This is a genomic window from Brevundimonas pondensis (assembly GCF_017487345.1).
Taxonomy (GTDB): domain Bacteria; phylum Pseudomonadota; class Alphaproteobacteria; order Caulobacterales; family Caulobacteraceae; genus Brevundimonas; species Brevundimonas pondensis.
The window spans coordinates 845,846-871,999 of record NZ_CP062006.1 but is presented as its reverse complement, the minus strand read 5'-3'; the positions used below and the strand labels follow the sequence as shown (position 1 = coordinate 871,999).

Annotated in this window: 19 protein-coding genes; 8 read left to right on the top strand and 11 right to left on the bottom strand. The window is 66.5% G+C overall.

Annotated elements, in window-relative coordinates; translation table 11 throughout:
* Nucleotides 1-27: 27 nt before the first annotated feature.
* Entirely contained in the window at nucleotides 28-2,673 is a 2,646-nt protein-coding gene (locus IFE19_RS04495) for a TonB-dependent receptor domain-containing protein (protein WP_207826070.1), read from the bottom strand.
* 97 nt (nucleotides 2,674-2,770) lie between these two features.
* Nucleotides 2,771-4,264, bottom strand: a complete 1,494-nt coding sequence (locus tag IFE19_RS04490) for a hypothetical protein (protein ID WP_207826069.1) — start codon at nucleotides 4,262-4,264, stop codon at nucleotides 2,771-2,773.
* A 297-nt stretch (nucleotides 4,265-4,561) separates the two neighbouring features.
* On the opposite strand from IFE19_RS04490, the gene IFE19_RS04485 reads away from it, so the two are divergent.
* Nucleotides 4,562-5,320, top strand: a complete 759-nt coding sequence (locus tag IFE19_RS04485; protein ID WP_207826068.1) for a prepilin peptidase — start codon at nucleotides 4,562-4,564, stop codon at nucleotides 5,318-5,320.
* On the opposite strand, the gene IFE19_RS04480 is transcribed toward IFE19_RS04485, so the two are convergent.
* The 4 genes from IFE19_RS04480 to IFE19_RS04465 form a co-directional block, all read right to left on the bottom strand.
* Nucleotides 5,317-6,663 (bottom strand): purple acid phosphatase family protein, encoded by a 1,347-nt coding sequence (locus tag IFE19_RS04480; protein ID WP_225910399.1) that lies wholly within the window; start codon nucleotides 6,661-6,663, stop codon nucleotides 5,317-5,319. The genes IFE19_RS04485 and IFE19_RS04480 overlap by 4 nt on opposite strands.
* 14 nt (nucleotides 6,664-6,677) lie before the next feature.
* Nucleotides 6,678-9,830 carry a TonB-dependent receptor gene (locus tag IFE19_RS04475; protein WP_207826065.1) on the bottom strand — a complete coding sequence of 1,051 codons (3,153 nt, stop codon included), beginning with the start codon at nucleotides 9,828-9,830 and terminating at the stop codon, nucleotides 6,678-6,680.
* A gap of 97 nt (nucleotides 9,831-9,927) precedes the next feature.
* Entirely contained in the window at nucleotides 9,928-10,815 is an 888-nt protein-coding gene (locus tag IFE19_RS04470) for a FecR family protein (RefSeq protein WP_207826063.1), read from the bottom strand.
* Nucleotides 10,816-10,904: 89 nt separating this feature from the next.
* A complete protein-coding gene (locus IFE19_RS04465) occupies nucleotides 10,905-11,342 on the bottom strand; it encodes a sigma-70 family RNA polymerase sigma factor (RefSeq protein ID WP_263972827.1) in 438 nt (145 codons plus the stop codon).
* A gap of 213 nt (nucleotides 11,343-11,555) precedes the next feature.
* Between IFE19_RS04465 and IFE19_RS04460 the strand changes: the two genes are divergently transcribed.
* From IFE19_RS04460 to IFE19_RS04450, 3 genes are all read left to right on the top strand, one after another.
* Nucleotides 11,556-13,160, top strand: coding sequence for a M20/M25/M40 family metallo-hydrolase (locus tag IFE19_RS04460; protein ID WP_207826060.1), 1,605 nt, complete (start codon nucleotides 11,556-11,558; stop codon nucleotides 13,158-13,160).
* Nucleotides 13,161-13,227: 67 nt separating this feature from the next.
* Nucleotides 13,228-13,947: a LamG domain-containing protein gene (locus IFE19_RS04455; RefSeq protein ID WP_207826058.1), complete on the top strand. Its 720-nt coding sequence runs from the start codon at nucleotides 13,228-13,230 to the stop codon at nucleotides 13,945-13,947.
* Nucleotides 13,948-13,989: 42 nt separating this feature from the next.
* Nucleotides 13,990-15,546 (top strand): carboxylesterase/lipase family protein, encoded by a 1,557-nt coding sequence (locus IFE19_RS04450; RefSeq protein WP_207826056.1) that lies wholly within the window; start codon nucleotides 13,990-13,992, stop codon nucleotides 15,544-15,546.
* Here IFE19_RS04450 and IFE19_RS04445 read toward each other — a convergent pair.
* The 3 genes from IFE19_RS04445 to IFE19_RS04435 all read right to left on the bottom strand — a co-directional run bounded on the left by IFE19_RS04445 (nucleotide 15,543) and on the right by IFE19_RS04435 (nucleotide 18,814).
* A complete protein-coding gene (locus IFE19_RS04445; RefSeq protein ID WP_207826055.1) occupies nucleotides 15,543-16,523 on the bottom strand; it encodes an alpha/beta hydrolase in 981 nt (326 codons plus the stop codon). The genes IFE19_RS04450 and IFE19_RS04445 overlap by 4 nt on opposite strands.
* Before the next feature lie 71 nt (nucleotides 16,524-16,594).
* Complete coding sequence (locus IFE19_RS04440) at nucleotides 16,595-17,809, bottom strand: MFS transporter (protein ID WP_225910480.1); 1,215 nt, start codon at nucleotides 17,807-17,809, stop codon at nucleotides 16,595-16,597.
* A 177-nt stretch (nucleotides 17,810-17,986) separates the two neighbouring features.
* Complete coding sequence (locus tag IFE19_RS04435; RefSeq protein WP_207826053.1) at nucleotides 17,987-18,814, bottom strand: 2-keto-4-pentenoate hydratase; 828 nt, start codon at nucleotides 18,812-18,814, stop codon at nucleotides 17,987-17,989.
* A 169-nt stretch (nucleotides 18,815-18,983) separates the two neighbouring features.
* On the opposite strand from IFE19_RS04435, the gene IFE19_RS04430 reads away from it, so the two are divergent.
* Complete coding sequence (locus IFE19_RS04430) at nucleotides 18,984-20,036, top strand: LacI family DNA-binding transcriptional regulator (RefSeq protein WP_207827404.1); 1,053 nt, start codon at nucleotides 18,984-18,986, stop codon at nucleotides 20,034-20,036.
* Nucleotides 20,037-20,111: 75 nt separating this feature from the next.
* Here the strand turns inward: IFE19_RS04430 and IFE19_RS04425 are convergent, their stop codons facing one another.
* Entirely contained in the window at nucleotides 20,112-20,753 is a 642-nt protein-coding gene (locus IFE19_RS04425; RefSeq protein ID WP_207826052.1) for an RpiB/LacA/LacB family sugar-phosphate isomerase, read from the bottom strand.
* A gap of 205 nt (nucleotides 20,754-20,958) precedes the next feature.
* Here IFE19_RS04425 and kduD point away from each other — a divergent pair, with 205 nt between their 5' ends.
* The 3 genes from kduD to IFE19_RS04410 all read left to right on the top strand — a co-directional run bounded on the left by kduD (nucleotide 20,959) and on the right by IFE19_RS04410 (nucleotide 24,632).
* Nucleotides 20,959-21,717 carry a 2-dehydro-3-deoxy-D-gluconate 5-dehydrogenase KduD gene (gene kduD / locus IFE19_RS04420; RefSeq protein WP_207826051.1) on the top strand — a complete coding sequence of 253 codons (759 nt, stop codon included), beginning with the start codon at nucleotides 20,959-20,961 and terminating at the stop codon, nucleotides 21,715-21,717.
* A 123-nt stretch (nucleotides 21,718-21,840) separates the two neighbouring features.
* On the top strand, nucleotides 21,841-22,842 hold the full coding sequence (locus tag IFE19_RS04415) for a sugar kinase (RefSeq protein WP_263972813.1): 1,002 nt from the start codon (nucleotides 21,841-21,843) through the stop codon (nucleotides 22,840-22,842).
* Between the two features lie 128 nt (nucleotides 22,843-22,970).
* On the top strand, nucleotides 22,971-24,632 hold the full coding sequence (locus IFE19_RS04410) for a pectate lyase (RefSeq protein ID WP_207826048.1): 1,662 nt from the start codon (nucleotides 22,971-22,973) through the stop codon (nucleotides 24,630-24,632).
* Nucleotides 24,633-24,651: 19 nt separating this feature from the next.
* Here the strand turns inward: IFE19_RS04410 and IFE19_RS04405 are convergent, their stop codons facing one another.
* A complete protein-coding gene (locus IFE19_RS04405; protein WP_207826047.1) occupies nucleotides 24,652-26,151 on the bottom strand; it encodes a UxaA family hydrolase in 1,500 nt (499 codons plus the stop codon).
* Between the last annotated feature and the right edge of the window lie 3 nt (nucleotides 26,152-26,154).

Below are 26,154 nucleotides of genomic sequence, written 5' to 3'. Positions count from 1 at the left end.
TGTCGTGACAACGCCGCCGTATGCGGATCAGAAGGTCGTGGACAGGCTGAGCGAGAAGGTGGTGCCCAGCTTGTAGCCCTCGACCACGCCCTTGCCGCCGTTGGCGAAGGACTGGCTGCGCTCATACTCCTCGCCCAGGATGTTTTCGACCTTGGCGCCGAGATCATAATCGCGACCGCCGACCGTGAAGGTCTGGCTGGCGACCAGATCCAGCAGGATCGGCGGGGTTTCGATCACGTCCGGCAGACGGGTCGAGCCGGTGATGATGCCGGCGTCCGAAATCCGCTCGCCCTGATAGTTGACCAGCAAGGTGGCGCGGCGGCGGGCCGTGGTGTTCTCGAAGCCGAGCTGCAGATTGCCCAACCATTCCGACTGACCTTGCAGAGCGCGAGTATAGGCCGCGTCCTTCACTTCGGAATCCGACCAGGTGACGTTGGCGACGACGAAGACCTCGTTGTCCTGGAACCAGGTCAGGTTCGGGGCCCAGACGTCCATCGGCAGGGTGTAGTCGATCTCGGCCTCGACACCCTTCAGCGTGGCTTCCTGGGCGTTCTGGAACGAACGGCCGAAGCCTTCGCCGATCGGCTGATAGGTACGCTCGATCGGGTTGTCGAAGGACTTGTAGAACAGGCCGATGGTGGCCGACTGACGCTGGCCGAAGTACCATTCCCAGCGCAGGTCGTAGTTCTGGATCTCAGCGATCTTCAGGTTCGGATTACCGCGCTCAAGCGTGTTGGAATCGTCGTCCAGGAACAGGGCGTTGGCCAGTTCGCGCAGGTCGGGACGGTTGATCGTCTTCGAGTAGCCGAAGCGCAGCTGCATATTGTCGGCGAACTCCCAGGTCGCCGTCGCCGTCGGCAACCAGAAGTCCTGGGCCAGGTTGGCGTTGATGGGATCGCCCGCGCCAGTCTCGCCCAGCGGAATGAAGCTGTTCACCTGCTGCTCGGAGTCCTCGTAGCGAACGCCCGCCGTGACGCGCAGGTCCTTGATGACTTCGACCTCGGCCGAGGCGTAGGCCGCGTTGATCTCCATGGTCGCGTCGAAGAAGTCCGACGGATCGGTGATGTCGCGCAGGGTGTAACCGGCGTTGCCGCCGATATTGTCCGGGCTGAAGATGATCTCCGGCACGAAGCTGCGCAGTTCGGGCGAAATGATCACGCCCGCCGCGGGCTGGAAGGAGTAGCGGCGGCTGGCGAAGTCGCGCTCTCGCTCCTGATGCAGGCCGCCGGCCTTCAGGGTGATCTCGCGATCGGCGATCATGCCGTTCAGGGTGAAGTCGAGGCCGAACTCCTTGTTCTCGTCTTCCAGGGCGCTGAAGAAGGTGCGGTTGGAATCCGACCCCGGCGTCAGACGGAAGACGTTGTCCGGCTCCAGACGATAGGAATATTCACGGCGATAGGGGGTGTCGCGCGTGGCGGTCGAATAGGCCGCGCGCCAGTCGATCTGCAGCCGATCCAGCGCCATCGGCAGCATGAAGACGTGACGGCCCGACAGCTGGTTCGAGTTCATCTGCTGCTCGATCCAGTTCAGGCGCTGGAAGCTGCGGATCAGGCCGGGGTCGGCCGAGAACAGGCCGCGCTCGATCAGGGCCTGCTGGCGCGTCTTGCGCAGCAGCAGGGTGGTCAGCTTCAGCTCGTGGTTCTCGTTGAACTCGATACCGAAGGCGCCCAGGGCGTTGAGGGCGTATTCCTGTTCGGTGCGGCGGAAGCCGCAACCCACAGCGTTCGACAGGCCGCCGGCGCCGGCGCAGGCCTCGGGGCTGATCTGGTCGTTTACGCCGCCGTTGACCTCGAAGGAGTTGCGCACGCCTTCGCGGTTGCGGACCTGATAGTCATAGTCCACGGCGACGAAGCCGCCCAGACGGACGCCGTTGGACAGGTCGATGATCTCCGCGCCCGACAGGTTGAAACCGAAGTCCGGCAGATTCTTGTCGCCGTCGATCGACCAGATGTTGCGCAGCGAACGGCCCGCCGCCTGCAGCATGGCAGGGTTGTTGGCGAAGGACTTCAGCGAGGGGTCGATGGCGATGAACTTGGGCAGGTTCAGACTGTTGTCGGCGATGCCGATGTTCGACAGCTTGCCGCCGGCGTCCCAGTAGAGGCCTTCCTTGCCGGTCGTCTCCGTCTCGGCGCTGATCGAGGCGCCGAAGGACAGGAAGCGTTCATTGGGAATGGCGCGCGTCGACAGGGCGATCAGGCCGCCGCCGAACTCGCCCGGATACTGGGCTGAATAGGTCTTCTGGATCTGGGCGTTGGACACCAGCGAGGTGGGGAACAGATCCAGCGGCACCACCCGCTTCAGCGGCTCGGGGCTGGGCAGGGTCGAGCCGTCCAGCACAATGCTGGAATAGCGGTCGCCGAGACCGCGTACATAGACATAGCCGTCACCGACGATGGACAGGCCGGTGACGCGGGCCAGGGCCTCGCCGATCTCCGAGTCGCCCGAGCGCTTGATGTCTTCCTCGGTCAGGATGTTGGCGACCGCCGAGGTCTCGCGCTTCACATCCGGCACGAAGCGGCCGCGCACGACGATGTCCTCGACCGTCGAGACGGCTTCAGGGTCCTGCGGCGCGGGGACCGAGGGCGCGGCGTCCTGGGCCCAGGCGATAGCGGGGGCGGTCAGAACCGTGCTGGCGAGCAGGCCGGCGAGGCCGATCGTGCGGGTAGGCGTCATCTCAAGAAGTCCTTCGGTGCGAGCGCCGGAGAGAAGGAGGAAAGGCAAGACGGCGGGCGGCCGATCAGCCGCCCGCCGCTCAAGGATCAAGCGACCCTTAGTCGTTCAGCCAACGGGTCCAGTTCAGCGTCCAGTTGGAGGCCGAGTCACGGACCGCGCCGACGTAGGGGGCGGCGTCGAAGAAGGCGTCGACCGTACGCGGATCGACCGACACGCCAGCATTCTCGTTGACGCCGTTGATGTAGGCTCGACCGCCCGAGGTGTAGGACGACAGGGTCGAGGCGCCTGTGCGGCTATTGGCGTCCTTGGCGAAGACGGCCTGAGCCTGGGCGCTGTGGAAGGGCGTCGCGACCGAGATGTAGAAGGAGCGCAACGACAGATTGCCAGCGTCGGCTTGCGCGTAGGTGGCGGCGTCGTCGATGCGCAGACCACGCTGGAAGTTGCCCGACACCACGTGATTGTAGAGCTTGCCGGCGGTGCCGCGACGCAGACGCAGACCGGCGCCGGCCGTGGTGTTGCCCACGAGGGTCACGTTGGAGATGGTCGGGGCCGAACGCAGCGTGATGTCGAAGCCCAGCTCGTTGTTGTCAGCCTCGTAGCCGGCGTCGCCGGCGGCCTGCAGGGGGTTCTGAGCGATGACCACGTGCTGCACCTTGCCGTTCCAGCCGAAGGTCCAGTCCAGACTGTCGTCGTCGGCGCCGGTCAGCACCAGGTGCTTGGCGTTGACCGAACCGCCGAAGAACTCAACCGTGTCGTCGCCGCCGTTGTGGGCCTGGATATAGTCGACCGTCGTACCCGAGCCGACGCCCCAGAAGGCGATAGCGTTCAGTTCGTTGGTCTCGGTGAAGCGCACGCCGGCGTACTCGACACGGACATATTTCAGCGTACCCGAAGTGTCATTCGGCACATTGCCGCCGTAGAGGCCCGAGCCGCCTTCCGCTTCAGCTTCGCAGACGGCCGGAGCGGCCGGACAGTTGTTGATCACGCCGCGTCCCAGCAGCGACAGACCGCCCCACTCGCCCGAATAGGGGTCGTCGCGGACGCCGGCGGCCAGCGGCGAACGGGCGTTGGCCAGACCCAGGGTCGTGGCGTAGCCGAGCGCGTCGGCGCTGGTCATGATGATGGGCTGGGCGGCGGTGCCCTGGGCGTTGATGCGCGAACCCCGCTGGATGGCCAGTTGCGAGGTGCGGGTGCCGGCGTAGATCTTCACGCCCGGATCGATCGACAGGACAGCGACGACGCCGCCGGCCTTCTGACCGTCGAAGCCGACGTCCTTGCCGACCTTGACCGTCCCGTTCAGCTGATAGGCCGGGCCGGCCGTCAGGGTCAGGTTGGTGGTGATCTCGCCCGAGATACGGCAGTGTTCTTCGGTGCCGACAGTCACCTTGGTCACGTTCGGGTGGGTCGGGCAGGCGCCGGTCGAGCCGCCGCCATTGTTGCCGCCGCCGTTATTGTTGCCGCCGCCCGTACCCGGGTTGCCGCCGGTGTTGCCGGGATTTTGCAGTTCGGAGGTGCCGTCTCCGCCGCACGCGGCGAGGGCCAGGGCGCTGGCGGCGACCGCGAGCAGGGTTTTCGTCTTGAGAGCGGTCATCGTTCTCCACCGTGTCTGACCAGATGAGACATGCAGGAGGACGCCCGTGACGATTGTCAGGGTTTGGATGAAAGTTCGGCGCCCGCCTACCCGGCCCCTCCCTAGAAGCCCGATGTGACAAGGCAGCCGCCGAACCACGACAATCCGGACGCCGTTACATGAAGCTGTTCCGGCGAACGCGTGACAATCGCTCCAGACCCGGTGGAAATGTCACGAAACCAGACAGGAACATGCGGGATTCCGCTTCCTGATCCCCCCTCGCCGCCGGTATGGCTCAATCATTCAGCGGGGGGCGCCATGATAACCTATGCAGTCTTCTTGGGCGGACTGGGCCTTTTCGTCGGCAGCTTTCTGGGTCTGGTCAGCTGGCGATTGCCTCGCGGCGAGGGTGTTGTCCTGGGCCGTTCACGCTGCGGCAGCTGCGGACGCGATCTGCCCCCCTGGCGCATGATCCCGGTGTTCAGCTGGCTTGTGTCGCGCGGCCGCTGCGCGAACTGCGCCGGGCCCATCCCGCTGCGCTATCCCCTGATGGAAATCGGTTCGAGCCTGATCGGCGTCTGGGCCGGCCTGCATCACACGGAGCTTGCGCCAGCCCTGTTGACCGCCGTGCTAGGCTGGCAACTCCTGCTGCTGGCCGTCGTGGACGCTGAACATTTCTGGCTGCCGGATCAGTTGACCCTGCCCCTTCTGCTCAGCGGCTTCATTGCGGCCTTCTGCCTGCGTCCGCACGATGCCGGCGCCGCCTTCGTCCATGCCGGTCTGGGCGCATTGCTGGGCTTCAGCGGTCTGTGGTTGGTCGCGCGACTTTACCGGATCGTTCGCAAACGCGACGGACTGGGCGGCGGCGACCCCTACATGCTGGGCGCGGGCGGCGCCTGGGTCGGCGCCCTGGCGCTGCCAACCACCCTGCTGTGGGCGTCGGCCGCGGGCTTCAGCCTGATCGTGGCGCAACTGGCGGTGCGGCGGAAGGTCCGCGCGACCGACCGCCTGCCCTTTGGGGTCTTCCTGGCGGTCGGTCTTTGGATGACCTGGCTCTACGGCCCTCTGGGCCGCTAGTCGGCGGCAGGCAAGGTGTCGATCCGCGCTAGGCCGTCCGCGCCCTTGGTCAGGCGGAAGGCGTCCAATTCGCGGCCCGTCGCGGTAAAGGCGCGATAGGTCACGGCGTCAGGCGACACCTCCAGGGTCTGGAAGGTCTGGGTCCGCGACGCCGACCGCGTGGCCCAGCCCAGATCGGCGACCGGGTACATCTTGGGCCCCGCCACCGAGACGACATAGGTCGAGCCCTGATCCGACGGATGATCCGGCCCCGAATTGCCCATCGGCCCCGCCCCGATGGCGCCGCGCGCATAGCCGTGATCGTGGGCCTGCAGCACCAGATCGACGCCGTACCTGTCGATCAGCGGCTTCAGGGCGTCGCGCACCCGGGCGTTGTCGCGATCCGGATCGATCGAGAACAGCGGGAAATGCAGGAACAGCGCCGTCCAGCGGTTCGGATTGTTCGCCAGCAGGCCGTCCAGCCAGCGCACCATCTCGGCGCGCATGGCCTCGTCGCCGTGGAACAGGGGAGCGTCGACCGAGATCAGGCGCAGGCCCTGATAGTCGACGGTCCAGGCCGTCTCCTTCAGCTTCTCGACGCCCGCCGGGCCGGTCTCCGGCAGGGTGTACTGACGCCGCCACTGCGGGTTCAGCACCGGGCCGCGCCCGTACTCATGATTGCCCGGCGTCGGCATCTGCGGCGTCTGGGCGTAGAGGAAGCCTCCGGCGGCGAACCATTCGCCCCATTCATTGTCGCTGTCATGCCGGTTGATCAGGTCCCCGGCGTGGATGACGAAGGCGGCGTCCCCGGCCTTGCGGAAGGCCATCCTCATGGTGCGCGACGCTTCGCTGAGGATATTGTTCTGCATATCCCCCATATAGAGGAAGGTGAAGGGCTCAGCCGTCGTCGCCGCAGTGCGGAACTGTAGCCATTCCGACCACAGCGCGCCGTCACCGACGCGATAGGCGTAGACCGTCTCAGGCTTCAGCCCCTTGAGCACCGTCGAATGATAGGCCGCCCGAAACTCGGGCGCCTCTCGCACCGTGATGGTCGCGTCGTCGGTGACGGCGCTCACGCGGACCGCCTGCTGGATGAAGTCCGGTCCGTCCTGGGCCTCGGCGTATTCGACGAAGCCGACGGCGCCCGGCGCGGTGCGCCAGGTCACGGCCATCTCATGCGCCGGGTCGGCGGTCAGGTTCAGAATGATCCGCTCCGGCTGCGCCGTGGGCGGAACCACCGGCCGGTCCGAAGCCTGAACCGGCGCGGGTTCTGGCCGCAGCGGGCGTTCCGCCGTCTGCGCCATCGTCTGTCCGCCCAGGGCCGCCAGCGCGGCCCCGAGCATCAGAGCGTGGGTCGTTTTCATGCTCCCCTCCCCGATCAGAAGACGTAGGTCAGGCCGACCGAGATCGACCGCCCGTTCTTGATGTAGGCGCGGCTGGAGCTGGTGCTGGCGCCGGCGGTGTACCAGTAGGTGTGGTTGTCGAAGAGGTTCTGCACCTGCAGCGACGCGGTCGCCCCCTTCCACAGCTTGCGCCGCACGTTCAGGTCCACGAACTCGTAGTCCTGCTCATAGGGGTTGTTGCCGAAGTCCTGGATGCCTTCGAGGAACTCCGACTGATAGCTGTAGGCGGCGTAGGCCTCCCATCCGTCGCGCGCCCAGAAGACCTGAACGTTGGCGACCGCCTCGGGCGTCTCCATCAGCGGCAGGGTGTAACCTTCCGGGTGCCAGGAGATGCCGGTCTCGGCCTCGGACTTCTGCAGCGTCAGATTCACGCTGGCGCCGAGCGCCGACAGCGGACCCGGCAGCCAGTGGAAGACCTGCTGGGCGCTCATTTCGACGCCATAGACCCGCGCCCACTTGCCGTTGTTGGGCATGGAGACGGTCACGCCGTCAGGGCCGACGTTCACGCCCGACGTCCCGTCGCGAATGTTCGACGACGAAGAGCGGTACAGGAAGTTCTCGATATCCTTGTAGAACAGGCCCAGCGAATAGGCGCCCGTGTCGCCGTTGTAGCGCTCGATCGACAGGTCGTAGTTGACCGCCTTCATCGGCTTCAGGTCGGGGTTACCCTGCTCAATGGCGACCAGCAGCCATTCGCTCTTGGGGTTCACCTTGCCGTCGCCGTCCGGGTCGCTGTCGTAGCCATACTCACGCGCCGAGGACATGCGGGCGATGTCCGGGCGGGCGAAGCTGGTCCAGATGGCGGCGCGGACCTTGGTGCTGTCGTCCAGGTCATAGTTCAGGTGGATCGACGGCAGGACGTTGACGAAGTCGCTCTTGTCCGTGGCGAAGTGCGCGCCTTGAACCTCGTCGAGGATATAGGCGTCGATCTCATTGTTGGTGCTCTCGACGCGCACACCGCCGAGGATCTGCGCCTGGCCGAAGCGAGCCGTCGCCATCAGGTAGCCGGCGAAGATGTCTTCCTTGAAGGTAAAGCTGTCCTCACCGCTCAGTTCGGCATTGCCGGGGTCGGTGGCGAAGCCGTCGAAGAAGTCGCTCTTGCCCGCCATGGCGCGCTGCAGCTCGGCCAGCATGGCGTCGTTGTCGATGACCGTGCCGAGGCGATAGAGGCCGGAGTACTCGCCATCGAACAGACTGACGACTTCCTTGCCGTAGAAGCGCGAAAAGTCGGCCAGGGTGCCGCTGGCGTCCAGGTCCATGAACTCGCCGTTATAGGTCGAACGCTCCGAACTATAGACCTTGCCGCCGGCCTTGACGGCTTCCAGCCAGGTCGAGACCGGACGCCATTCGACATTGAATTGGCCCTGCCACAACTCTTCCTGCGCGCCGCCGATCTCGCCCGACAGGCCGCTGAAATCATACTGGCTGTTGTCGTGGATCGCCGCCATGCCGGCGTCGTTCAGCACCCATTTCGGGAAGCGGCTGTCACCAAAGTTGGTGACATTGACGCCCTTGTTGCCCAGCCAGCCGTACTTGTCGCTGCGGAACTCCATTTCATAGCTGTCGTCGGTATTGTCCTCGGACTTGGCGTAGGAGACGTCATAGTCGACGGTGAAGTCCCCGAGGCGGCTGACGCCGCCCAGGTTCAGCGACATCACCGTGCCCGTCTCGCGCGAGCCTTCCCAGAAGCGACGCAGACGGAAGCCCTGCGGATCCCAGGTCCCCGAGGCGCCGTCCAGCGTATAATAGGAGCGCGTCGAGCGGTCGGCGTCGGTGATGCGACCGTCCTTGTCTCGATCCACGATCTGGGCGGTGGTGTAGCTGTAGATGCGTCCCAGCCTGGCGTCCGTGCCGATCACCGCATCTTCGGGCCGCAGCAGACCGGTCATGGTCTTGTCGACCTGGCTCAAACGGGTCGAGTTCCGGCTCGTGTCATTGCGGAAGTTCAGGCGATTGCCGAACTCGTCCTTGGCGTACTCATTGAACTGACCCCGCAGGTGAAAGTCGTGGTCCGCGCCGCGATAATCGAGGCTGGCGTTCAGGCCATGACGCTCAACCTCGGTCTCGCCGAAGCCCAGGTTCACGCCGCGCATGACGAAACTGGCGGTGTCCCAGCCCATGGTCTCGCTGTCGGCGTACCAGACCGGCGGCTGATTATCGCCGTCCACCCCGTTCTGCTCGAACTGAGACTTGCGGCGCGACCAGCTGCCGGTGACGAACAGGCCCCAGTTGTCGTTGAACTGTCGGCCGAACGAGCCCGAAATCTCGCCCGACTTTTCGTCGTCGAACTTGTCCAGCATCCCGGCCGAGGCCGACAGGACGCCATAGACCGGATCATGGTCAAAGGCCGTCGGCGTGCGGATGTCGATAGTCCCGCCCAGGGCGTCGCCGTCACGATCCGGCGTCAGGCTCTTGATGACGGTGATCGAGTCGATGCCCTCGGGCGGCAGAAAGCTGAGACGCACGCCGCGATAGAAGTTGTCGCCCGGCGAGCCGGCGCCGCCCATGCGGACGCCGTTCATCGTGTAGTTGTTCAGTTCGGTCGACAGGCCGCGGATGGTGATGCGGTCGCCCTCGCCCGTGGTGTGGTTGCGCACGGCGTTGACGCCGGGCAGGCGCGACAGGGACTCGGCCACGTTGTTTGCCGGTAGGTCGCCCATGTCGTCGGCGCTGATGACGTCTGAAATGAAATCGGCCTTGCGCTTGGCGTCCAGCGAACGACGCAGGCCCGCGGCGTAGCCGACCACCTCCACCTCCTCCACCTCGAACGCTTCGGGCGAAACCTCGCCCAGATCGGCCGATTGACGCACCAGGGTCAGAACGCCGCGCACCTCGCGCGCCTCGACGCCCGAGCCGGCGATCATGCGGCGCAACGCCTCGCGCGGCGCCAGCGCCCCCGCAACGGCGTTGGACACCCGCCCACGCGTCAAAGCGGGATCAAAGATGATCTGCAGCCCCGTATCTCGCGAAAGGGTCTGCAAGGCGCGGCCCAGGTCCTGGGCCGGAATGGAAACGGCGACGCGCGCCTCAGCGCCGCTGGCCGCCTGACGGGCGTGCGCCGGTGCGGCGGCGGAGGCCAGCACAGCGATAGCGGCCGCCGTCAGCAGACCGGTCTTGTGGATACGCATGCGATAAATCCCCTGCGATCGAACGTGATCGTCACGGGGTTAGACGAGCAGAGAAGCGGTCCTGACACCTGTCATGAAAACTTGCTCTGGCGGTCGCCTAACCTTCGGAAATCTCGAACCGATCCGGCCCCTTTCGGGTCAAGGTCAGACCATGAAGCCGCGCGATCGCCTCCAAGGCGTTCTCAGGCTGATCATAGGCGAAGCGACCGCTGACCTGAATGCGCCGCACCGCAGCGCCCTTCAAGTCCACCTGAACCCCCGAAGCCCGCTCAAGGTCCTCGGCCACCCGGCCCAGGGAGGCTTCATTGAATTCCAGCCATCCCTTGGCCCATGAGGGAATATCCGTGCTGGCCTCGGGGCGGATCAGGGAGGCCCGCTCGACCACGCCCCCGGATACGATCGCCTTCTGGCCCGCACGAACACGCATGGACATGCCCCGGTCAGATGTGACGTCCACGACGCCCTCAAACACCACGACCTCTACAGCATCGCCGCCAGCCGACTTGCGCTGATCGACGTTGAAGCGGGTGCCGACGGCGGTGACCCGCACCCCGTCCACATCCACGGAGAAGGGACGGGCCTTGTCCGCCGCCACCTCAAAGAAGCCCTCGCCTTTCAGGTGCAGCAGGCGCTCCTGGCGTCCCAACTCAACCCGCACCTCGCTCAATCCGTTGAGACGCACCTCCGAACCATCGGCCAGCACAACCGGCGCCGGCGTCCCGGGCGTGCCGACAAGCCGTTCGCCTCTCGGCAGCATGTTGACGCCGATAATGATCGTCACGGCCGCCGTCGCCAGACCCGCGCCCATCGCCGCCACGAGCCGAGGTTGTTTGAACCAGGTTTCCCGCCGCGCCTGCCGGGTGTTTCGAGCCTGTCGCAGGTCGCGCCCGGCGCGTGCGAGAGCGGGGTCGTCGATCAGCGCCTCATGGCGACGCAGCAACGCCTGGCGATCCGGCCGATCCTTCAGCCACGCGTCCAGTTGCACCTGTCGCTCCGTCGTCCAGCCAGATGCGCGTTTCATATCCGCCCAAAGCGCCGCGGCCCGGTCCTCCGAGGGTCTGATGCGTCTGGTTGTCATTGATCGCCCCCCGCCGCCTTACGCAAATCCCGGGCAGCGCGGCTGTAATGCTTCTGCACCGCAGCGACCGATATCCGAAGATCGCGCGCAATGGAATCATAAGACTGCTCATCAGCCCGACGGCGCAGGAAGACCTCACGTCGCAAGGGCGACATCTCCTCAAGAGCCCTGCGATACGATTCCAGACGCTGGCTCATCTCCAGCGCCTGGAACGGCGTGGCCGCACTGTCGACGGGAAGCTCCGCCTCATCCAGATCGTCAAGCCCCAGGCTCTCATCTCGCCGCGCCCGGTCCGTCAGAATGTTCCGCGCCGCGCGTCGCACATAGGACATGGGGTCAAGGATCAGGGTTTCGCGCGCCCGCGCCAGAACGCGCATGACCGCTTCCTGCGCCACGTCCTCAGCGTCAGCGCCGGAAGAGACCCGACGACGCACATAGGCCAGCAACGTCCGGCTATGCGTCGCCAGCGCGCGCCCCACCTCCTGCTCGTGACTGACCAACGCAACGCTCCCCGTTGGCGCCCCTATAGGGATGGCACGTTACGGTAGCCGCGCCCTTCGGTGTCAGATTTGCGTCAAACATAGGTTTGCAGAGCAACGAGGCATGTCGTCATATCGACGGAGATCGTGATTCCTGGGGGCTTTATCATGAAACATCTGCTGGTCGGCCTGTCGGCCGTCATCCTCGCCACACCCGCGCTGGCGCAATCTGTTGATCGCGCCGCGATCAACGGCATCATCGATCAGGGTTTGAACCACAGCGAGGTGATGCAGACCGCCGCCTACCTGACCGACAGGATCGGTGGTCGCATGACCAATTCGCCGCAGATGCGCCAGGCCGAACAGTGGAGTCAGCAACGCTTCCGCGACTGGGGACTGTCCAACGTCCGCGCCGAGGGCTTCGAGTTCGGACGCGGCTGGTCCATCGTCCGTTCCAGCGCGCGCATGACGTCGCCGCGTCCGATCGAATTGCGCGCCATTCCGGTGGCCTGGACGCCCTCGACCAATGGAACCGTCAGCGCCGGCGTCGTCGTGGCCCCCATCACCAAGGTCGAGGACTTCGACAGGTGGCGCGGCAAGCTGTCCGGCAAGATCGTCATGCTGACCCGTCCCGACACCGGCTCGGAACCGACCGAGCCGGCCTTCCGCCGCTGGACCGACGCCGAACTGCGCGACCGCAACACCTACATGCAGCCGCAGCACGTCCACGTTCCGGTCGAACGCCAGCTGAAGATGGCCGAGTTCAGCGGCCGACTGGACGCCTTCCTGGCCGAAGAAGGCGCCCTGGCCTGGGTACGGATGTCGCAACGTGACGGCGGTCTGCTGCACGGCACGGGCTATACCTACCAGGTCGGCGCTACGCCCAAGCTGCCTGGCATGGAGATCGCCGCAGAGGATTACCGTCGCCTCGCTCGTCTGGCCCTGACCGACACGCCGCCGACGCTGGAACTCGTCAGCGAGGTCCGGTTCCACGATGAAGACGTCAACGCCTACAACATCCTGGCCGACATTCCCGGCTCGGACCGCTCGGGCGAGTACGTCATGGCCGGGGCTCACCTGGACAGCTGGGTCGCCTCGGACGGCGCCCAGGACAACGCCGCCGGCAGCGCAGTCGTCATGGAGGCTGCTCGCATCCTGTCGCAGTTGAAGGTCAAGCCCAAGCGCACCATCCGCTTCGCCCTGTGGAACGGCGAGGAGCAGGGCATCCTGGGCTCCCTGGCCTATGTCGATCGCTATCTGGCCACGCGCGCGCCGTCGTCGGACCCGGCCCTGGCCGCCCTGCCCAGCAACCGCACATGGCGCAACCGCTGGCCGATCGAGCCGCGCCCCGGCTATCGCGACCTGGTCGCCTATTTCAACCTCGACAACGGCTCGGGCAAGATCCGCGGCATCAACGCCGAGGGCAATGTCGCCGCCGCCCCGATCTTCCAGGAATGGCTGGCCCCCTTCGCCAGCATGGGCGCCACCACTGTCTCGCTGCGGCCCTCGGGCGGCACCGACCACGTCTACATGCAGACGGTCGGCGTCCCTGGTTACCAGTTCATCCAGGACCCGCTCGACTATTCCAGCCGCATCCACCACACCAGCATCGACAGCTATGACCACCTGAAGCCCGAAGACCTGCGTCAGGCCGCGGTGATCCTGGCCAGCTTCCTGCTGAACGCGGCCAACCGCGACGCGCCCTTGCCGCGCATGCCGCTGCCGACCGAGCCGACGCCGACCGATCCGTTCGCCTACCCCGCGGCGGACTGACCACGACTGCGGTGAGCGAGCGCAGGCCCGCTCACCGCCCCTCTCCCATAAAGATGCGGAGTTCCCGATGACCGTTCAGCCCCGGCCTCTTCCACGCCGCGCCCTTTTGGGCGCAGGTCTGGCGCTCGCCGCAAACGGATGCGTTACACCCAGGAACGTGGCTGCGGCGTCGTCACCCGACATCTGGACCTTCGACCGTCTGACAGCCGTCGGGGGCCATGCCGTCACTGCCGAAGGCCAGCCGCTTCTGATCGACTCTCCCTATGGGCGCGCCATCCGGTTCGACGGTGTCGACGACGCCCTGTTCATCGACAACCACCCTCTGGCGGGGGCCAGGCATTTCACCTTCGAAGCCCTGTTCCGGCCCGACGGCGGGGCGCACGAGCAGCGCTGGTTCCACCTGCAGGAGGCGCCCCCGACGACGGACGCCACGCAATGGCCTGGTACGCGTTTCCTGTTCGAAATCCGGGTCTATGACCGCCAGTGGTCGCTGGACGCCTTCACCAAGGGGCCCGGCTATAACCAGACCCTGCTCTTCCCGGACCGGCTGCACCCGGTCGGTCAATGGGCCCACGTCGCCCAGACCTATGACGGGACGACCTATCGCAGCTTCGTCAACGGCGTGCTGCAAGGCGAGGCCCCGCTGGCCTTCCAGCCACAGGGCGCGGGCGCGACCTCCGTCGGCTGCCGCTTCAACCGTGTGAACTACTTCAACGGTGCTGTGCGGGCTGCGGCCTTTTCGCGTCGGGCTCTGGCGCCTTCGGCTTTTTCCCTGTTGAAGTCATGACACCGGTTTCTCAGACGTCACCGTGACGACAGGAATGTTCCGATGCTGACCCGCCGATCCGCCCTTTTGACCGGTCTCACCGCCGCGGCCCTGCCCTCAACCAGCCTGGCCGGAGCTCAGTCCAGCCCGCGTGCGAACACCCGGGTCGGCCCCGTCATCGGTCGCCGTCAGGAGGGGATCAGCGTCTTCAAGGGTCTGCGCTACGGCGCGCCGACACGGCGCTTCCAGCCGCCCGCGCCGCCGACGCCCTGGCGCGACCCGGCTGCCGCCTTCGACTATGGCGCCGCCAGCCCACAGCGGGGCGACGAGCCGAACCAGAGCGAAGACTGTCTGTTCCTGAACGTCTGGACGCCCGGCGTCGACGCTGGCCGCCGCCCTGTCATGATCTATATCCATGGCGGGGCCTATTCGAGCGGATCAGGATCGGAGCCGCTCTATGACGGGACGCGGCTTGCCTCGCGCGGCGACGTGGTGGTGGTGACGCTGAACCATCGGCTGAACGCCCTGGGCTACGCCTATCTGGCGCGGCTGGCGCCGGGGTTCGAGGACTCGGGCAATGTCGGCCAGCTGGACCTGATCCTGGCCCTGCGTTGGGTGCGCGACAATATCGCGGCCTTCGGCGGCGATCCCGGCCGGGTCATGGTCTTCGGCCAGTCGGGCGGCGGCGCCAAGATCGCGACCCTGATGGCCATGCCCGCCGCCAGGGGCCTGTTCCACTGCGCCGCCACCATGAGCGGCCAGCAGGTCACGGCGTCCGGCCCCGTCAACGCCACGACCCGCGCGACCGCCTGGCTGAAGGCCCTGGGCCTGACTCCCGACCGCGCCCACGAAGCAGCCGACCTGCCCGTTGAGCGTCTGCTGGAAACGCAATCGGTCGAAGACCCCATCCTCGGCTACGGCGGGCTCTACTTCGGGCCGGTGCTGGATTTCCGCAGCCTGCCGCGCCACCCCTTCTATCCGGACGCCGCGCCGCAGGGCCTGACCATCCCCATGATCATCGGCAACACGCGCGAGGAAACCCTGGGCTTCATGGGCAACGACCCGAAGAACCTCGGCCTGACCTGGGACACGCTGGCCGCGCGGATGCCGCCCGGCGTCATGCGGATCGACATCACCCCCGAAGCCGTGATCACCGCCTATCGCCGGATGCATCCCGACTGGTCGCCAGATCAGGTGCTGATCGCCGCAACCACGGCGGGTCGTTCATGGCGCGGCGCGGTGATCGAAGCCCAGGAACGAGCCCAGGCGGGCGCCCCGGCCTGGGTCTATCAGCTGGACTTCCCAGGCGAGACGGCCTCGGGCCGGAAGGGCGCCTTCCATACCGCCGACATCCCTCTGGTGTTCGACAATGTGAATGCGCCGGGGTCGCGCACCAGGGGACCGGGCGCGCAGGTGGTAGCCGATCGCATGAGCGACGCCTTCATCGCCCTCGCTCGCGACGGCGATCCCAACCACGCGGGCCTGCCGCGCTGGGATCGCTACGAGTTGCCGACGCGCCAGACCCTGCTGTTCGACGTCGAGCCGAGAATGGCCAACGACCCGCGTGGCGACGAGCGGGCCTTCTTCTCGGCCATCCCCTACATCCAGCCGGGAACCTAGAGGGGAAAGTCCAGGCGGGCGGCCCAAGCGCGCGCCAGCTCCGGCCAGACCGCAGCCGGCCGCCCCTGGATCAGGCGGACGCCGAAACCGTGGCCGCCTTCCTGGAACAGGTGGACCTCGGTCTTCACCGAGGCGGCTTTCAGCGTGGTCAGCAGCATCAGACTGTTCTCGACCGGCACCGAGGCGTCGTCCATAGCGTGCAGCAGGAAGACCGGCGCCGCCTCGGTCCAGTTCATCCGTTCCAGAGAATAGGCGGCGATCCGCTCCGCCGTCGGCGCCTCGCCCAGCAGATGCATGCGCGACCCCGCGTGGACATGCGGACCGCTCATCGTCGCCACCGGATACATCAGCACCGTCAGATCAGGGCGCAGCGAGACCTCGTCCACCGCATCGACCGGGGCATAGGTCGCATCCGTCCGCGCGCTGGCCAATCCGGCCAGATGCCCGCCCGCCGACGCCCCCAGAACCGCGATCCGATCGGGCCGCACGCCGAACTCGGCAGCGCGGCTGCGGATCAGGCGGATAGCGCGCTGCGCATCCTGCAAGGGCGCATCCGCTCCCGCCGACCAGCCGTCTGCGGGCAGGCGATAACGCAGGACGAAACAGGTCGTGCCGCTGGCGGCGAAGACGCGGGCGACGTCGAAGCCTTCCTTGTCCAGAACCGACCAGCGGTAGCCTCCGCCGGGGATCAGCAGCATGGCCGAGCCATTGGGCTTGTCGGGCCGCATCACCGTCATGATCGGGTCGGTGGTGTATTGGGCGTAACGGTCGCGATAGGCGGGATCGGTCGAGCGTTCGGGGACGATGGGGCTGACCGTCACCCCCTCCCCGCCCGGCGCGCCGTTCGGCCACAGACGGACGACCTCGGTCGGATCGGGCGGCGCAACGGTCTGCGCCCCGACGCTGACGGGCAGGGCCGTCGCCAGAGCAGGGGCTGCAGCCCCGATGATCAACAAACCACGCCGGTTCACATCCATTGCCGCCTCCTGTCGGAATTGAAGAAGGGCGCTCGCCCCCTCAGACGAGCGCCCCTCTCGGCGTCAGGTCATCAGACCTTGGCCGGTTCGTATCGTGGCGAGATCAGATGGATCACCAACAGGGCCACCAGATAGGCCGAGGCCGCCACCACGAAGATCGGGGTATAGGTGCCGATCTTGTCCAGCACGAAGCCGGCGTACTTGGCCATGATCATGCCGCCGATGCCGCCCAGCATGCCGCCGATGCCGACGACCGATCCGACAGCGCCACGCGGGAAGACGTCGCCCGGGAAGGCGTAGAGGTTGGCCGAGAAGCCCTGGTGAGCCGCCGTGGCCAGACCGATGATCAGCACCGCGATCCACAGGTTGGACGCGAAGGCGGCGAAAGCGACCGGAACTGCGCACAGGGCGCACAGCAGCATGGTAAGCTTGCGCGCCTTGTTCAGGCTCATGCCCTTGTGCATGAACCGTGACGACAGCCAGCCGCCGCCGACCGAACCGACGTCGGACAGCAGATAGATGGCCACGATCGGCGGACCGAAGGTCTTCAGGTCCAAACCATAGCTCTTGCCCAGGAAGTCAGGCAGCCAGAACAGGAACATCCACCAGATCGGGTCGATCAGGAACTTGCCTGCGGCGTAGGCCCAGGTTTCCTTGACCGTCAGCAGCTTCTTCCAGCCGATCTTCTCGACGGTGTCGGCGGGGTCCTGCTCGATCCATTCCAGCTCGGCCGTGGACAGCGTCTTCATTTCGCGCGGGCGGCGATAGACGATCAGCCAGATCGGCAACCAGATCAGGCCCAGCAAGCCGGTAATGACGAAGGCCATCTGCCAGCCGAAGCTGAGCACCAGAACCGGAACCAGCAAGGGCGTGACAATGGCGCCGATATTGGTGCCGGCGTTGAACAGGCCGGTGGCGAAGGCGCGTTCCTTCTTGGGGAACCACTCGGCCACGGCCTTGATGCCGCCCGGGAAGCCGCCAGCCTCGCCGACACCCAGGATCATGCGGGCCATGATGAAGTGCGACAGATCGCGGGCCCCGCCGTGCATCATGTGGCCGATCTGCCAGATGAAGAAGGCGACCCCCAGGCCCCAGCGCGCGCCGATCTTGTCCATCACCCGACCGAAGATCAGGTAGAAGACGGCGTAGGAGGCCTGGAACCAGAAGACGATGTCGGCATAGTCCGTCTCGGACCAGCCGAACTCGGTCGACAGCGTCGGCTTCAGGAAGCCGATCATCTGGCGATCGACATAGTTGATGACCATGGCCGCGAACAGCAGCCACATCACAATCCAGCGGTACTTGCCCGCCGGCGGCGCCGTCACGCGGATCGGCCCCTCCCCGGCGGGTGCGGCTTTCGAAGCGTCACTCATGGTACGAGACCCATTCCCTTTGGTTTCCTCGGCGCGCCCCGTCTTCTTGACCATCCTGAACGGCGGACAGGTTCGCGCAGTGATTAGATACTAGTCTGACGTCGGATGCGGCGCGGCCTTCACGACCGTGCAACGGACTTCCCCCACGCCTTCGAACACGCACGTCGACTCACTGCCGGCGTAGATGCGATGCACGCCGGTGACGGCGCCGGTCGAAACCAGCGTCCCTGCCGTCAGCGGACGGCCCCAGCGCGCGCAATGCTCCAGCAGGAAGCGCACCGATTCCAGCGCACCACCGGCCAGCGAGGGCGAGCCTCCCCTGCCGACGCTGACGCCGTCGATGACGGTTTCGACCTGGATCGCATCCATGCGATCGCGCCAATCGGTCAGTTCCGGGCCGATCACCAGACCCCCGTTGTTGCCGAAATCCGAGGCGACCACGGCCGAGCCCAGATCGTTGATGGCGGACAGCGGACTGCCCGCCAGTTCCACGCCGATGAAGACGGCGTCGATCTGATCGGCGGCCTCCTCGATGGTCCAGTCTGTCTTGGCGGGGTCTGCGTCGGCGCCGATGCGGGCGATGAACTCGGCCTCAACCGCCGCGAATCCGCCCTCGATGGCGGGCAGAGGGGTCGGCGCCTCGCCCGTGGTCCAGACATTGCCGGCGAATATGGCGCCGGCCAGACGGTGGATGCCCAGGGTCGACTGCTGCGCCGGAGGCACGCCGCCGACCTTCCAGCCCACGACCTTGTCCGGGTACAGGGCGATGGCGGCGTCCTGAATGGCGTAGGAGCGCGCCATCTGCCCGGGCGCTTCCCCCGGATAGCCCGGCACAGCGCGCGCAGCGAGACGCGCGTTGACGAAGGTCTCGGCGACAGCCTGATCGGCGTTCGGCGTCTGAACGGGAGCCGCCGTCATGCCTGGCGCTCCGAAAGAATGATCTGGTCGGTCAAATGACGCCCCATTGGAAAACGCCCGATAATGGGCGGGTTAGGAAACCGGTGTCAATCCGCCTTGAAAACTGCCCATGGCGCGCGACGCCAAGCGGGGCTATGCCTAGTGTCAAACAAGAACACGAAGGGGAACGCTGTTGTCGCAAGACGATTCGCGCTCAGCCAAACCGGGCAAGCGAGCCACCATCAACGACGTCGCCCGCGTGGCCGAGGTCTCGAAGAAGACGGTGTCGCGCGTCATCAACCAGTCGCCCTTCGTGCGCGAGGACACGCGCGAGCGGGTCCAGGCCGCGATCGACGAACTGGGCTTCATCCCCGACCCGCAGGCGCGGGGCCTGGCCTTCCGCCGGTCCTTCCTGGTCGGCATGATCTACGATCAGCCCAGCCCGACCTATGTCGTCAACATGCAGCAGGGCATCCTGGACGCCCTGAAAGGATCGGGCCTCGAGCTGGTCGTCCATCCTTGCAGCCGGAACTCCCCTACCCTGCTCAAGGACATTCGCGGCTTCGTCGAGCGTCAACGCCTGTTCGGCGTCATCATGCCGCCCTCGGTGTCCGAAGACGATGCAGTGATCGAACTGTTGCGCGAACTGGACTGCCCCTATGTCCGCATCGCCTCTCTGGCTCTGGATGAGCCGCAGAACATGGTTGTGACCAACGACTGGATCGGCGCCGCCGAAGCGGCGCGTCATCTGGCTGATCTGGGCCATCGCCGTATCGCCCTGGTACGCGGCCTCGCCTCATTCCGGTCCTCCGCCGTGCGCGGTCAGGGCTTCATCGACGCCCTGGCGGAACGCGGCATCGCCCTGACGCCGGAATATGACCTTCAAGGCGCCTATACCTACGAATCCGGCGTCGAGGCGGGCCACGCCCTGCTGTCCCTGCCCCAGCCGCCGACCGCCATCTTCACCCTGAACGACGACATGGCCCTGGGCGTCATGCAGGCGGCGCGCGAACGGGGCATGGAACTGCCGCGCGACCTGTCGGTAGTCGGTTTCGACGACCTGCCCATGGCGGCGCGGGTCTGGCCCAACCTCACATCAGTCCGGTTGCCGATCCGCGAAATGGGCCAGATGGCGGCTGAAAAGCTGCTGGCCCCCATGCGCGGTGTCGATCCTGCCAAGCTGCAGCAGCCTGAGGTCCGGCCGGCGCTTGTGGTGCGCAGCTCCGCCGCGTCCCTGGGCTGACGATCCCGCTTGAAAGACAGAGGCGGTCGACGCCTGCGCGCCGACCGCCTGTTCTTGCGCCCTTCAGAGCACGGATTACGCGCTGACGACGCTCTTCAGATTCTCGCGAATGCCCTCGTCGGTGGCGTTGGCGAAGAAGTATTCCTGGAACTTTTCACCGGCCACAGTCGCCTTCAGCAGGTCCTGGTCGATGGACTTAAGCACGGTCAGCATGTCGTTGCAGGTGACGGACTTCAGGTCCTTCAGGATGCCGCGGTTCTTGGCCATGATCTCGGCGCGCTCCTTGGGATAGCCCAGACCGCGCTCGCCCTCGAACAGCTTGCGATAGACGTCCTGCAGGTTCAGCTCGGCCGCCCAGCCGAAGCCCTTGGCGTAGGGCATGGAGATGGCGTTTCCGTCGTTGATCTGACCGAACAGGAAGGCGTCGGTGGGATCGATCACCAGGCCGCAGAAGACGCCCGGCATGGAGTTGGCGGCCAGCATGGAGCCCATGCCCGTGCCGCAGCCCGTAACGACGAAGTCGGCGGCGCCCGAGTTCAGCAGGATGCCCGCCAGAAGCCCGTTCATGACGTAGGTCAGCGAGACCTTGTCCTCAGGCGTGTACATTCCATAGTGAAAGACCTGATGGCCCAGAGGTTCTGCAACGGCGGTCAGGGCGGCATGCACTGTCTCGCTCTTCGCAGCCTGGCTGTTCTCGATGATAAGCGCGATCTTCATTGGGTTTCCTCTCGGGCTAGGCAATCTGCTGCCGACTGTCGGCGAATTTCGGGCGCCCCAGGTGCGACATGGCAGCGTGAGCGATCCAGAGGTGTTTTCAGCTATGGCCTAGCCATCCGGGTCGGTATATGACACCGGTTTCCTACCCAGACAAGCCGGGACCCGTCCCGACGTCAAAACGACATCTAGAGGAAATGTCCACGTCATGAGCAATCCGTTCGACTTGACTGGCAAGGTCGCCCTGGTCACCGGGGGCAACACGGGCCTGGGTCAGGGCATCGCCCTGGCGCTGGCTGCGGCAGGCGCCGACGTCGCCTCGGTCGCCCGGCGCGCGTCTGACGACACGGTCGGCAAGGTGCTGGCGAAGGGGCGCAAGGGCGTCTCGATCCAGGCGGATCTGACCTCGATCGAACCGGTCGAACGGATTCTGGACGAGGCGACCGCCGCTCTCGGCCCTGTCGACATCCTGGTGAACAACGCCGGCATCATCCGCCGCGCCGACGCCGTGGACTTCTCGGAGCAGGACTGGGACGACGTCATGAACGTCAACCTCAAGGTCCTGTTCTTCCTCAGCCAGGCGACCGCCAAGCGCATGATCGCCGACCAACGCGGCGGCAAGATCATCAACACCGCCTCGATGCTGTCCTATCAGGGCGGCATCCGCGTGCCTTCCTACACCGCGTCGAAATCCGGCGTGGCGGGCCTGACCAAGCTGATGGCCAATGAGTGGGCCAGACACGGCATCAACGCCAACGCCATCGCCCCCGGCTACTTCGCCACGGACAACACCCAGGCGCTGCAGGACGACCCGGTGCGCTCCAAGGAGATCCTGGGCCGCATTCCGGCCGGGCGCTGGGGCGATCCGACGGACCTGGGCGGCGCCGCCGTCTTCCTGGCCAGCCGCGCCAGCGACTATGTGCAGGGCATCACCCTGCCGGTCGACGGCGGCTGGCTGGCGCGCTGATCCCGCGCTAGCGTCCAGACCATGACCAAAGACCAGTCAGCAGCAGCCAGGCCTCAAGCCGCGAGCGACCGCGTCGCGAGCCTAGGCCCCAAGAATGGCGGCCGTATCCTTTGCTTCGGCGAGATGCTGCTGCGGTTCAGTCCGAATCAGAACGAACTGCTGCTGCAGTCCCCGGCCCTGACCGCGCGTCCGGGCGGGGCCGAAGCCAATGTCGCCGTCGCCCTGGCCCGCTTCGGCGCGCCGGCGGCGATGGCCACCGTCCTGCCCGACAACGCCCTGGGTCAGGCGGCGCGCGACGAGGTGCGGCGCTACGGCGTGGACACCGCGCCCGTCATCTTCGCGCCGGGCCGCATGGGTCTCTACTTCCTGACGCCCGGCGCCGTTCGCCGTCCGTCCGAAGTGCTCTACGACCGCGCCGGTTCGGCCTTTGTCGAGCGCGTCGCCGACGCCTTCGACTGGGACGCCCTGCTGGACGGCTATGAGTGGCTGCACGTTTCCGGCGTCACCCCGGCCACCGGCCCCAACGGTTCACGCGCGGCCGTTGAGCTGGTCGAGGCTGCCGTCAGCAAGGGCGTTCGCGTCAGCTACGACGGCAACTTCCGCGGCAAACTGTGGGAACAATGGGCCGGCGATCCGCCCGGAACCCTGAGCCAGATGCTGGCCGGGGCCGAGATCGCCTTCGCAGACGATCGCGACTTCGCCCTGGTGCTGAAGACGAAGTTCGAGGACGCCGATCCCCATGCCCGGCGCCGCCTGGCCGCCGCCGCCGCCTTTGACGCCTATCCCCGCCTGCAACGCATCGCCTGCACCCTGCGCGTGCAGGAAAGCGTCGCCGATCAGGCCCTGTCGGCGGTCATGCTGACGCGCGGCGCCGATGGCGAAGTCGTCGAGACCTCAACCGAGGCCATCCACATGACCGGTGTCGTGGACCGGGTCGGCGGCGGCGACGCCTTCGCCTCGGGCGTGCTGTTCGGCCTGTGGAGCGGCTGGTCGGATCAGGAAGCGCTGGACTTCGGTCTGGCGGCGGCGGGTCTGAAACACTCGGTGCCGGGCGATTTCAACCTGTTCACCGCCGCTGAGGTGCGCGCGGCCATGGGTGACGGCGGCTTTGACATCCGTCGCTGACGGCTTCGTGAAAACCAACGCGTTTCCAGTCGCGCATCGGCACTAGGAAACCGGTGTCAATCATGATTAGCTTCGCTGAATTCAAGCAGCCGCGAGAGCTGCGAGGCGACGCATCCGAGGAAGACACCATGACGCTCATGAACCGCCGCGCCCTGCTGGCCGCCGGCGCCGCCGCGACCTTCACGGCCGCCTCCGCCCCTGCCCTCTCCCCTGCTCTGGCCAAGACTGTGCTTCAGGCCGCGCCCGACCGCGCCGCCGTCATTGCCGCGATGAAGCGCGCGACCCGCTTCATGACCGACGAGGCCGCCGTCGAGGGCGGCTATGTCTGGAACGTCCTGCCCGACTTCTCGCGCCGCTGGGGCGAACTGGAAGCCTCGCCGACGATGATCTGGGTTCAGCCTCCGGGCACGGCGACGGTCGGTCACGCCTTCCTCGACGCCTATCACGCCACCGGCGACGAGCAGTTCTACGAGGCGGCCAAGTCCGCGACCGACGCCCTGGTGCGCGGCCAGCACCCGGCGGGCGGCTGGAACTACGTCATCGACACGGCGGGCGAGGAGTCGCTGAAACGCTGGTACGCCACCTATGGCAAGAACGCCTGGCGGATGGAGGAATTCCACCGCTACTACGGCAACGCCACCTTCGACGACGCGGGCACGGCCGAGGCATCGCAACTGCTGCTGCGGGTCTATCTGGAGAAGCGCGAGCGCAAGTATCGCGCCCCGCTGGACAAGGCGATCCAGTTCGTCCTCGACGCCCAGTACGCCAACGGCGGCTGGCCCCAACGCTATCCCTTCGTCCAGGGCGGCGGCGTTCACGGCCACGAGGACTACACCCCCTACATCACCTTCAACGACGATGTGGCCGGCGAGAACCTGGAGTTCCTGCTCTACGCCTATCAGGGGCTGGCGGTGAACGGTCGCGGCGATGCGCGCCTGCTGGACGCCATCCATCGCGGCATGGACATCTATGTGAAGACCCAGCAGCCCATGCCTCAACCGGCCTGGGGCCTTCAGCACTTCCCCGACACGCTGAAGCCGGCCGGCGCTCGCACCATCGAGCCGCAAGCCTTCGCCACCCACACCACGGGCGCCAATATCAAGTCGATGCTGGGCTTCTATCGCCTGACCGGCGACCGCAAATACCTGACGCGCCTGCCCGAGGCCCTGGACTGGCTGGATCAGGTCAAGACGCCCCAGAACCTGATCGCGCCGGGTCGCACCCACCCGACCTTCATCCTCGAAGGCTCGAACACCCCAGTCTATATCCACCGGCGCGGGTCCAACATCACCAACGGCCAATATTATGCGGACGCCAACCCGAACAACCTGATCGTCCACTACGGCTCATTCCGCAACGTCGACACCGCCGCCCTGCGTCGCGAGTACGAGGAACTGGCCGCCCAGTCGCCCGAGGAAGCCAGCCGCAACTCGCCGCTGAAGGCCCGCGCCGGGTCGCTGAAACTGCCAAAATACTTCACCCTGCAGGACGTGGACGTCTGGGACATGTCGTCGGACGCGCGCCGTCTGGCCAAGCCCGCGCCAGGCCGCGCCGCTGAACTGGTCGCGGGCCTGAACGCGCGCGGCTACTGGCCCTCGCCCCTGACCACCACCTCGAACCCCTATATCGGCGAGGCCCCGGCGGCGGTGACGGGCGGCGAGTATCAGACCACCCGCGTCGGCGACCTGTGGGACACCTCGCCCTACAATACCGACTATCCGGTCGAGTGCGTCTCGACCCAGGTCTTCATCCGCAACATGGGCGAACTGATCGAGACCCTGGCGGGGTGATCAGCGGTAAAGTTGGCGCCTAGAGATAGGCGCCGACCTGCCAGGGCACGAACTCGTTGTCGCCGATGCCCAGAGCCTCGGACTTGGACGGCTCGCCCGAGGCCACGGCCAGCATCCGCTCGAAGATGGCGCGACCGACCGCCTCCATCGCCACTCCCGTCAGGACCGGCGAAGCGTCGATGTCCATGTCCTCGTCCATCCAGCTCGCCAGTTTGGCGTTCGAGGCGACTTTGATCGACGGCGCGGGCTTGGCGCCGAAGACCGAGCCACGTCCCGTGGTGAAGACGATCAAATTGGCGCCCGAGGCGATCTGGCCCGTCGCCGAGCAGGGATCATAGCCGGGGCTGTCCATGAAGCTCAGGCCCTTGGCCGTCAGCGGCTCGGCGTAACCGATCACGTCGTTCAGCGGCGTCGAACCCGACTTGGCCACCGCGCCCAGCGACTTCTCCAGAATGGTCGTCAGTCCACCCTTCAGGTTACCGGGCGACGGATTGTTGTTCAGCTCCATGCCGTGTTTGTCGGCATAGGTGCGCCACCATTCCAGACGGGCGTTCAGCCTGTCCGCTACCTCTTGCGAGGCCGCACGGCGCAGCAGCAGGTGCTCCGCGCCCCAGATCTCGGGCGTCTCCGACAACATGGCCGAGCCGCCGTGCGCGACCAGCAGGTCCACCGCAGCCCCCAGCGCCGGATTGGCTGTCACGCCGGACCAGCCGTCCGACCCGCCGCATTGCAGACCGACCGTCAGGTGCGAGGCCGACACCGGCTGACGCTCGACCTTGGCGGCCTCCGCCACCAGTTCGCGCACGACTTCGATGCCCGCCTCGATGGCGCGGGCCGTGCCCCCGGCCTCCTGAATGGTCAGGGCGCGCAGGTGCGGTCCAGCCTCCAGACCCTCATTGGCCAGCCAGGCCGGGATCTGATTGGCTTCGCAGCCCAGGCCGACAATCAGGATGGAATGGAAGTTCGGATGCCGGGCGTAGCCCGCCAGCGTCCGCTGCAGCAGGGTCGTGTCGCTGGACAGCGACGACCCGCCGCAACCGCCCTGATGGGTGAAGGCCACCACCCCGTCCACGCCCTTGGGCAGGCTGGCGTCGGGGAAGGCGTCGGCGATCCGCCGCGCCACCGTGGCCGCGCAGTTCACGCTGGTCAGGACGCCGATGTAGTTGCGGGTGCCGACCCGGCCGTCAGCGCGGACGATGCCGTTGAAGGTCGCGCCGGACAGCGGCGTCGGCGCATGGACGTCCGCCCCCACCTCGGCCTCACGCCCGTCCTCGGCCATGGCCAGGTTGTGGACGTGGACATGATCGCCTACCTCGATGGGGGCTATCGCCCGCCCGATGACCTGACCATAGCGGCGGACCAGACCGCCCGCCTCCACGGCATGGCGAGCGATCTTGTGCCCGGTGGCGATGTCGGCGCGCGCGGGCGCAGCCAGACCCTCGGGCGTGTCGCCTGCAGCGATGTCATCCAGAGCGATGGCCACATCATCGGCGGGGTTCAGGATCAGGACGCGGCTCATGCT

Excerpts from the sequence above, each read along its gene's own strand:
- IFE19_RS04495 (WP_207826070.1), bottom strand. The coding sequence starts at position 2,673 with ATGACGCCTACCCGCACGATCGGCCTCGCCGGCCTGCTCGCCAGCACG.
- IFE19_RS04490 (WP_207826069.1), bottom strand. The coding sequence starts at position 4,264 with ATGACCGCTCTCAAGACGAAAACCCTGCTCGCGGTCGCCGCCAGCGCC.
- IFE19_RS04485 (WP_207826068.1), top strand. The coding sequence starts at position 4,562 with ATGATAACCTATGCAGTCTTCTTGGGCGGACTGGGCCTTTTCGTCGGC.
- IFE19_RS04480 (WP_225910399.1), bottom strand. The coding sequence starts at position 6,663 with ATGAAAACGACCCACGCTCTGATGCTCGGGGCCGCGCTGGCGGCCCTG.
- IFE19_RS04475 (WP_207826065.1), bottom strand. The coding sequence starts at position 9,830 with ATGCGTATCCACAAGACCGGTCTGCTGACGGCGGCCGCTATCGCTGTG.
- IFE19_RS04460 (WP_207826060.1), top strand. The coding sequence starts at position 11,556 with ATGAAACATCTGCTGGTCGGCCTGTCGGCCGTCATCCTCGCCACACCC.
- IFE19_RS04455 (WP_207826058.1), top strand. The coding sequence starts at position 13,228 with ATGACCGTTCAGCCCCGGCCTCTTCCACGCCGCGCCCTTTTGGGCGCA.
- IFE19_RS04450 (WP_207826056.1), top strand. The coding sequence starts at position 13,990 with ATGCTGACCCGCCGATCCGCCCTTTTGACCGGTCTCACCGCCGCGGCC.
- IFE19_RS04445 (WP_207826055.1), bottom strand. The coding sequence starts at position 16,523 with ATGGATGTGAACCGGCGTGGTTTGTTGATCATCGGGGCTGCAGCCCCT.
- IFE19_RS04440 (WP_225910480.1), bottom strand. The coding sequence starts at position 17,809 with ATGTGGCTGCTGTTCGCGGCCATGGTCATCAACTATGTCGATCGCCAG.
- IFE19_RS04435 (WP_207826053.1), bottom strand. The coding sequence starts at position 18,814 with ATGACGGCGGCTCCCGTTCAGACGCCGAACGCCGATCAGGCTGTCGCC.
- IFE19_RS04425 (WP_207826052.1), bottom strand. The coding sequence starts at position 20,753 with ATGAAGATCGCGCTTATCATCGAGAACAGCCAGGCTGCGAAGAGCGAG.
- kduD (WP_207826051.1), top strand. The coding sequence starts at position 20,959 with ATGAGCAATCCGTTCGACTTGACTGGCAAGGTCGCCCTGGTCACCGGG.
- IFE19_RS04415 (WP_263972813.1), top strand. The coding sequence starts at position 21,841 with ATGCTGCTGCGGTTCAGTCCGAATCAGAACGAACTGCTGCTGCAGTCC.
- IFE19_RS04410 (WP_207826048.1), top strand. The coding sequence starts at position 22,971 with ATGACGCTCATGAACCGCCGCGCCCTGCTGGCCGCCGGCGCCGCCGCG.
- IFE19_RS04405 (WP_207826047.1), bottom strand. The coding sequence starts at position 26,151 with ATGAGCCGCGTCCTGATCCTGAACCCCGCCGATGATGTGGCCATCGCT.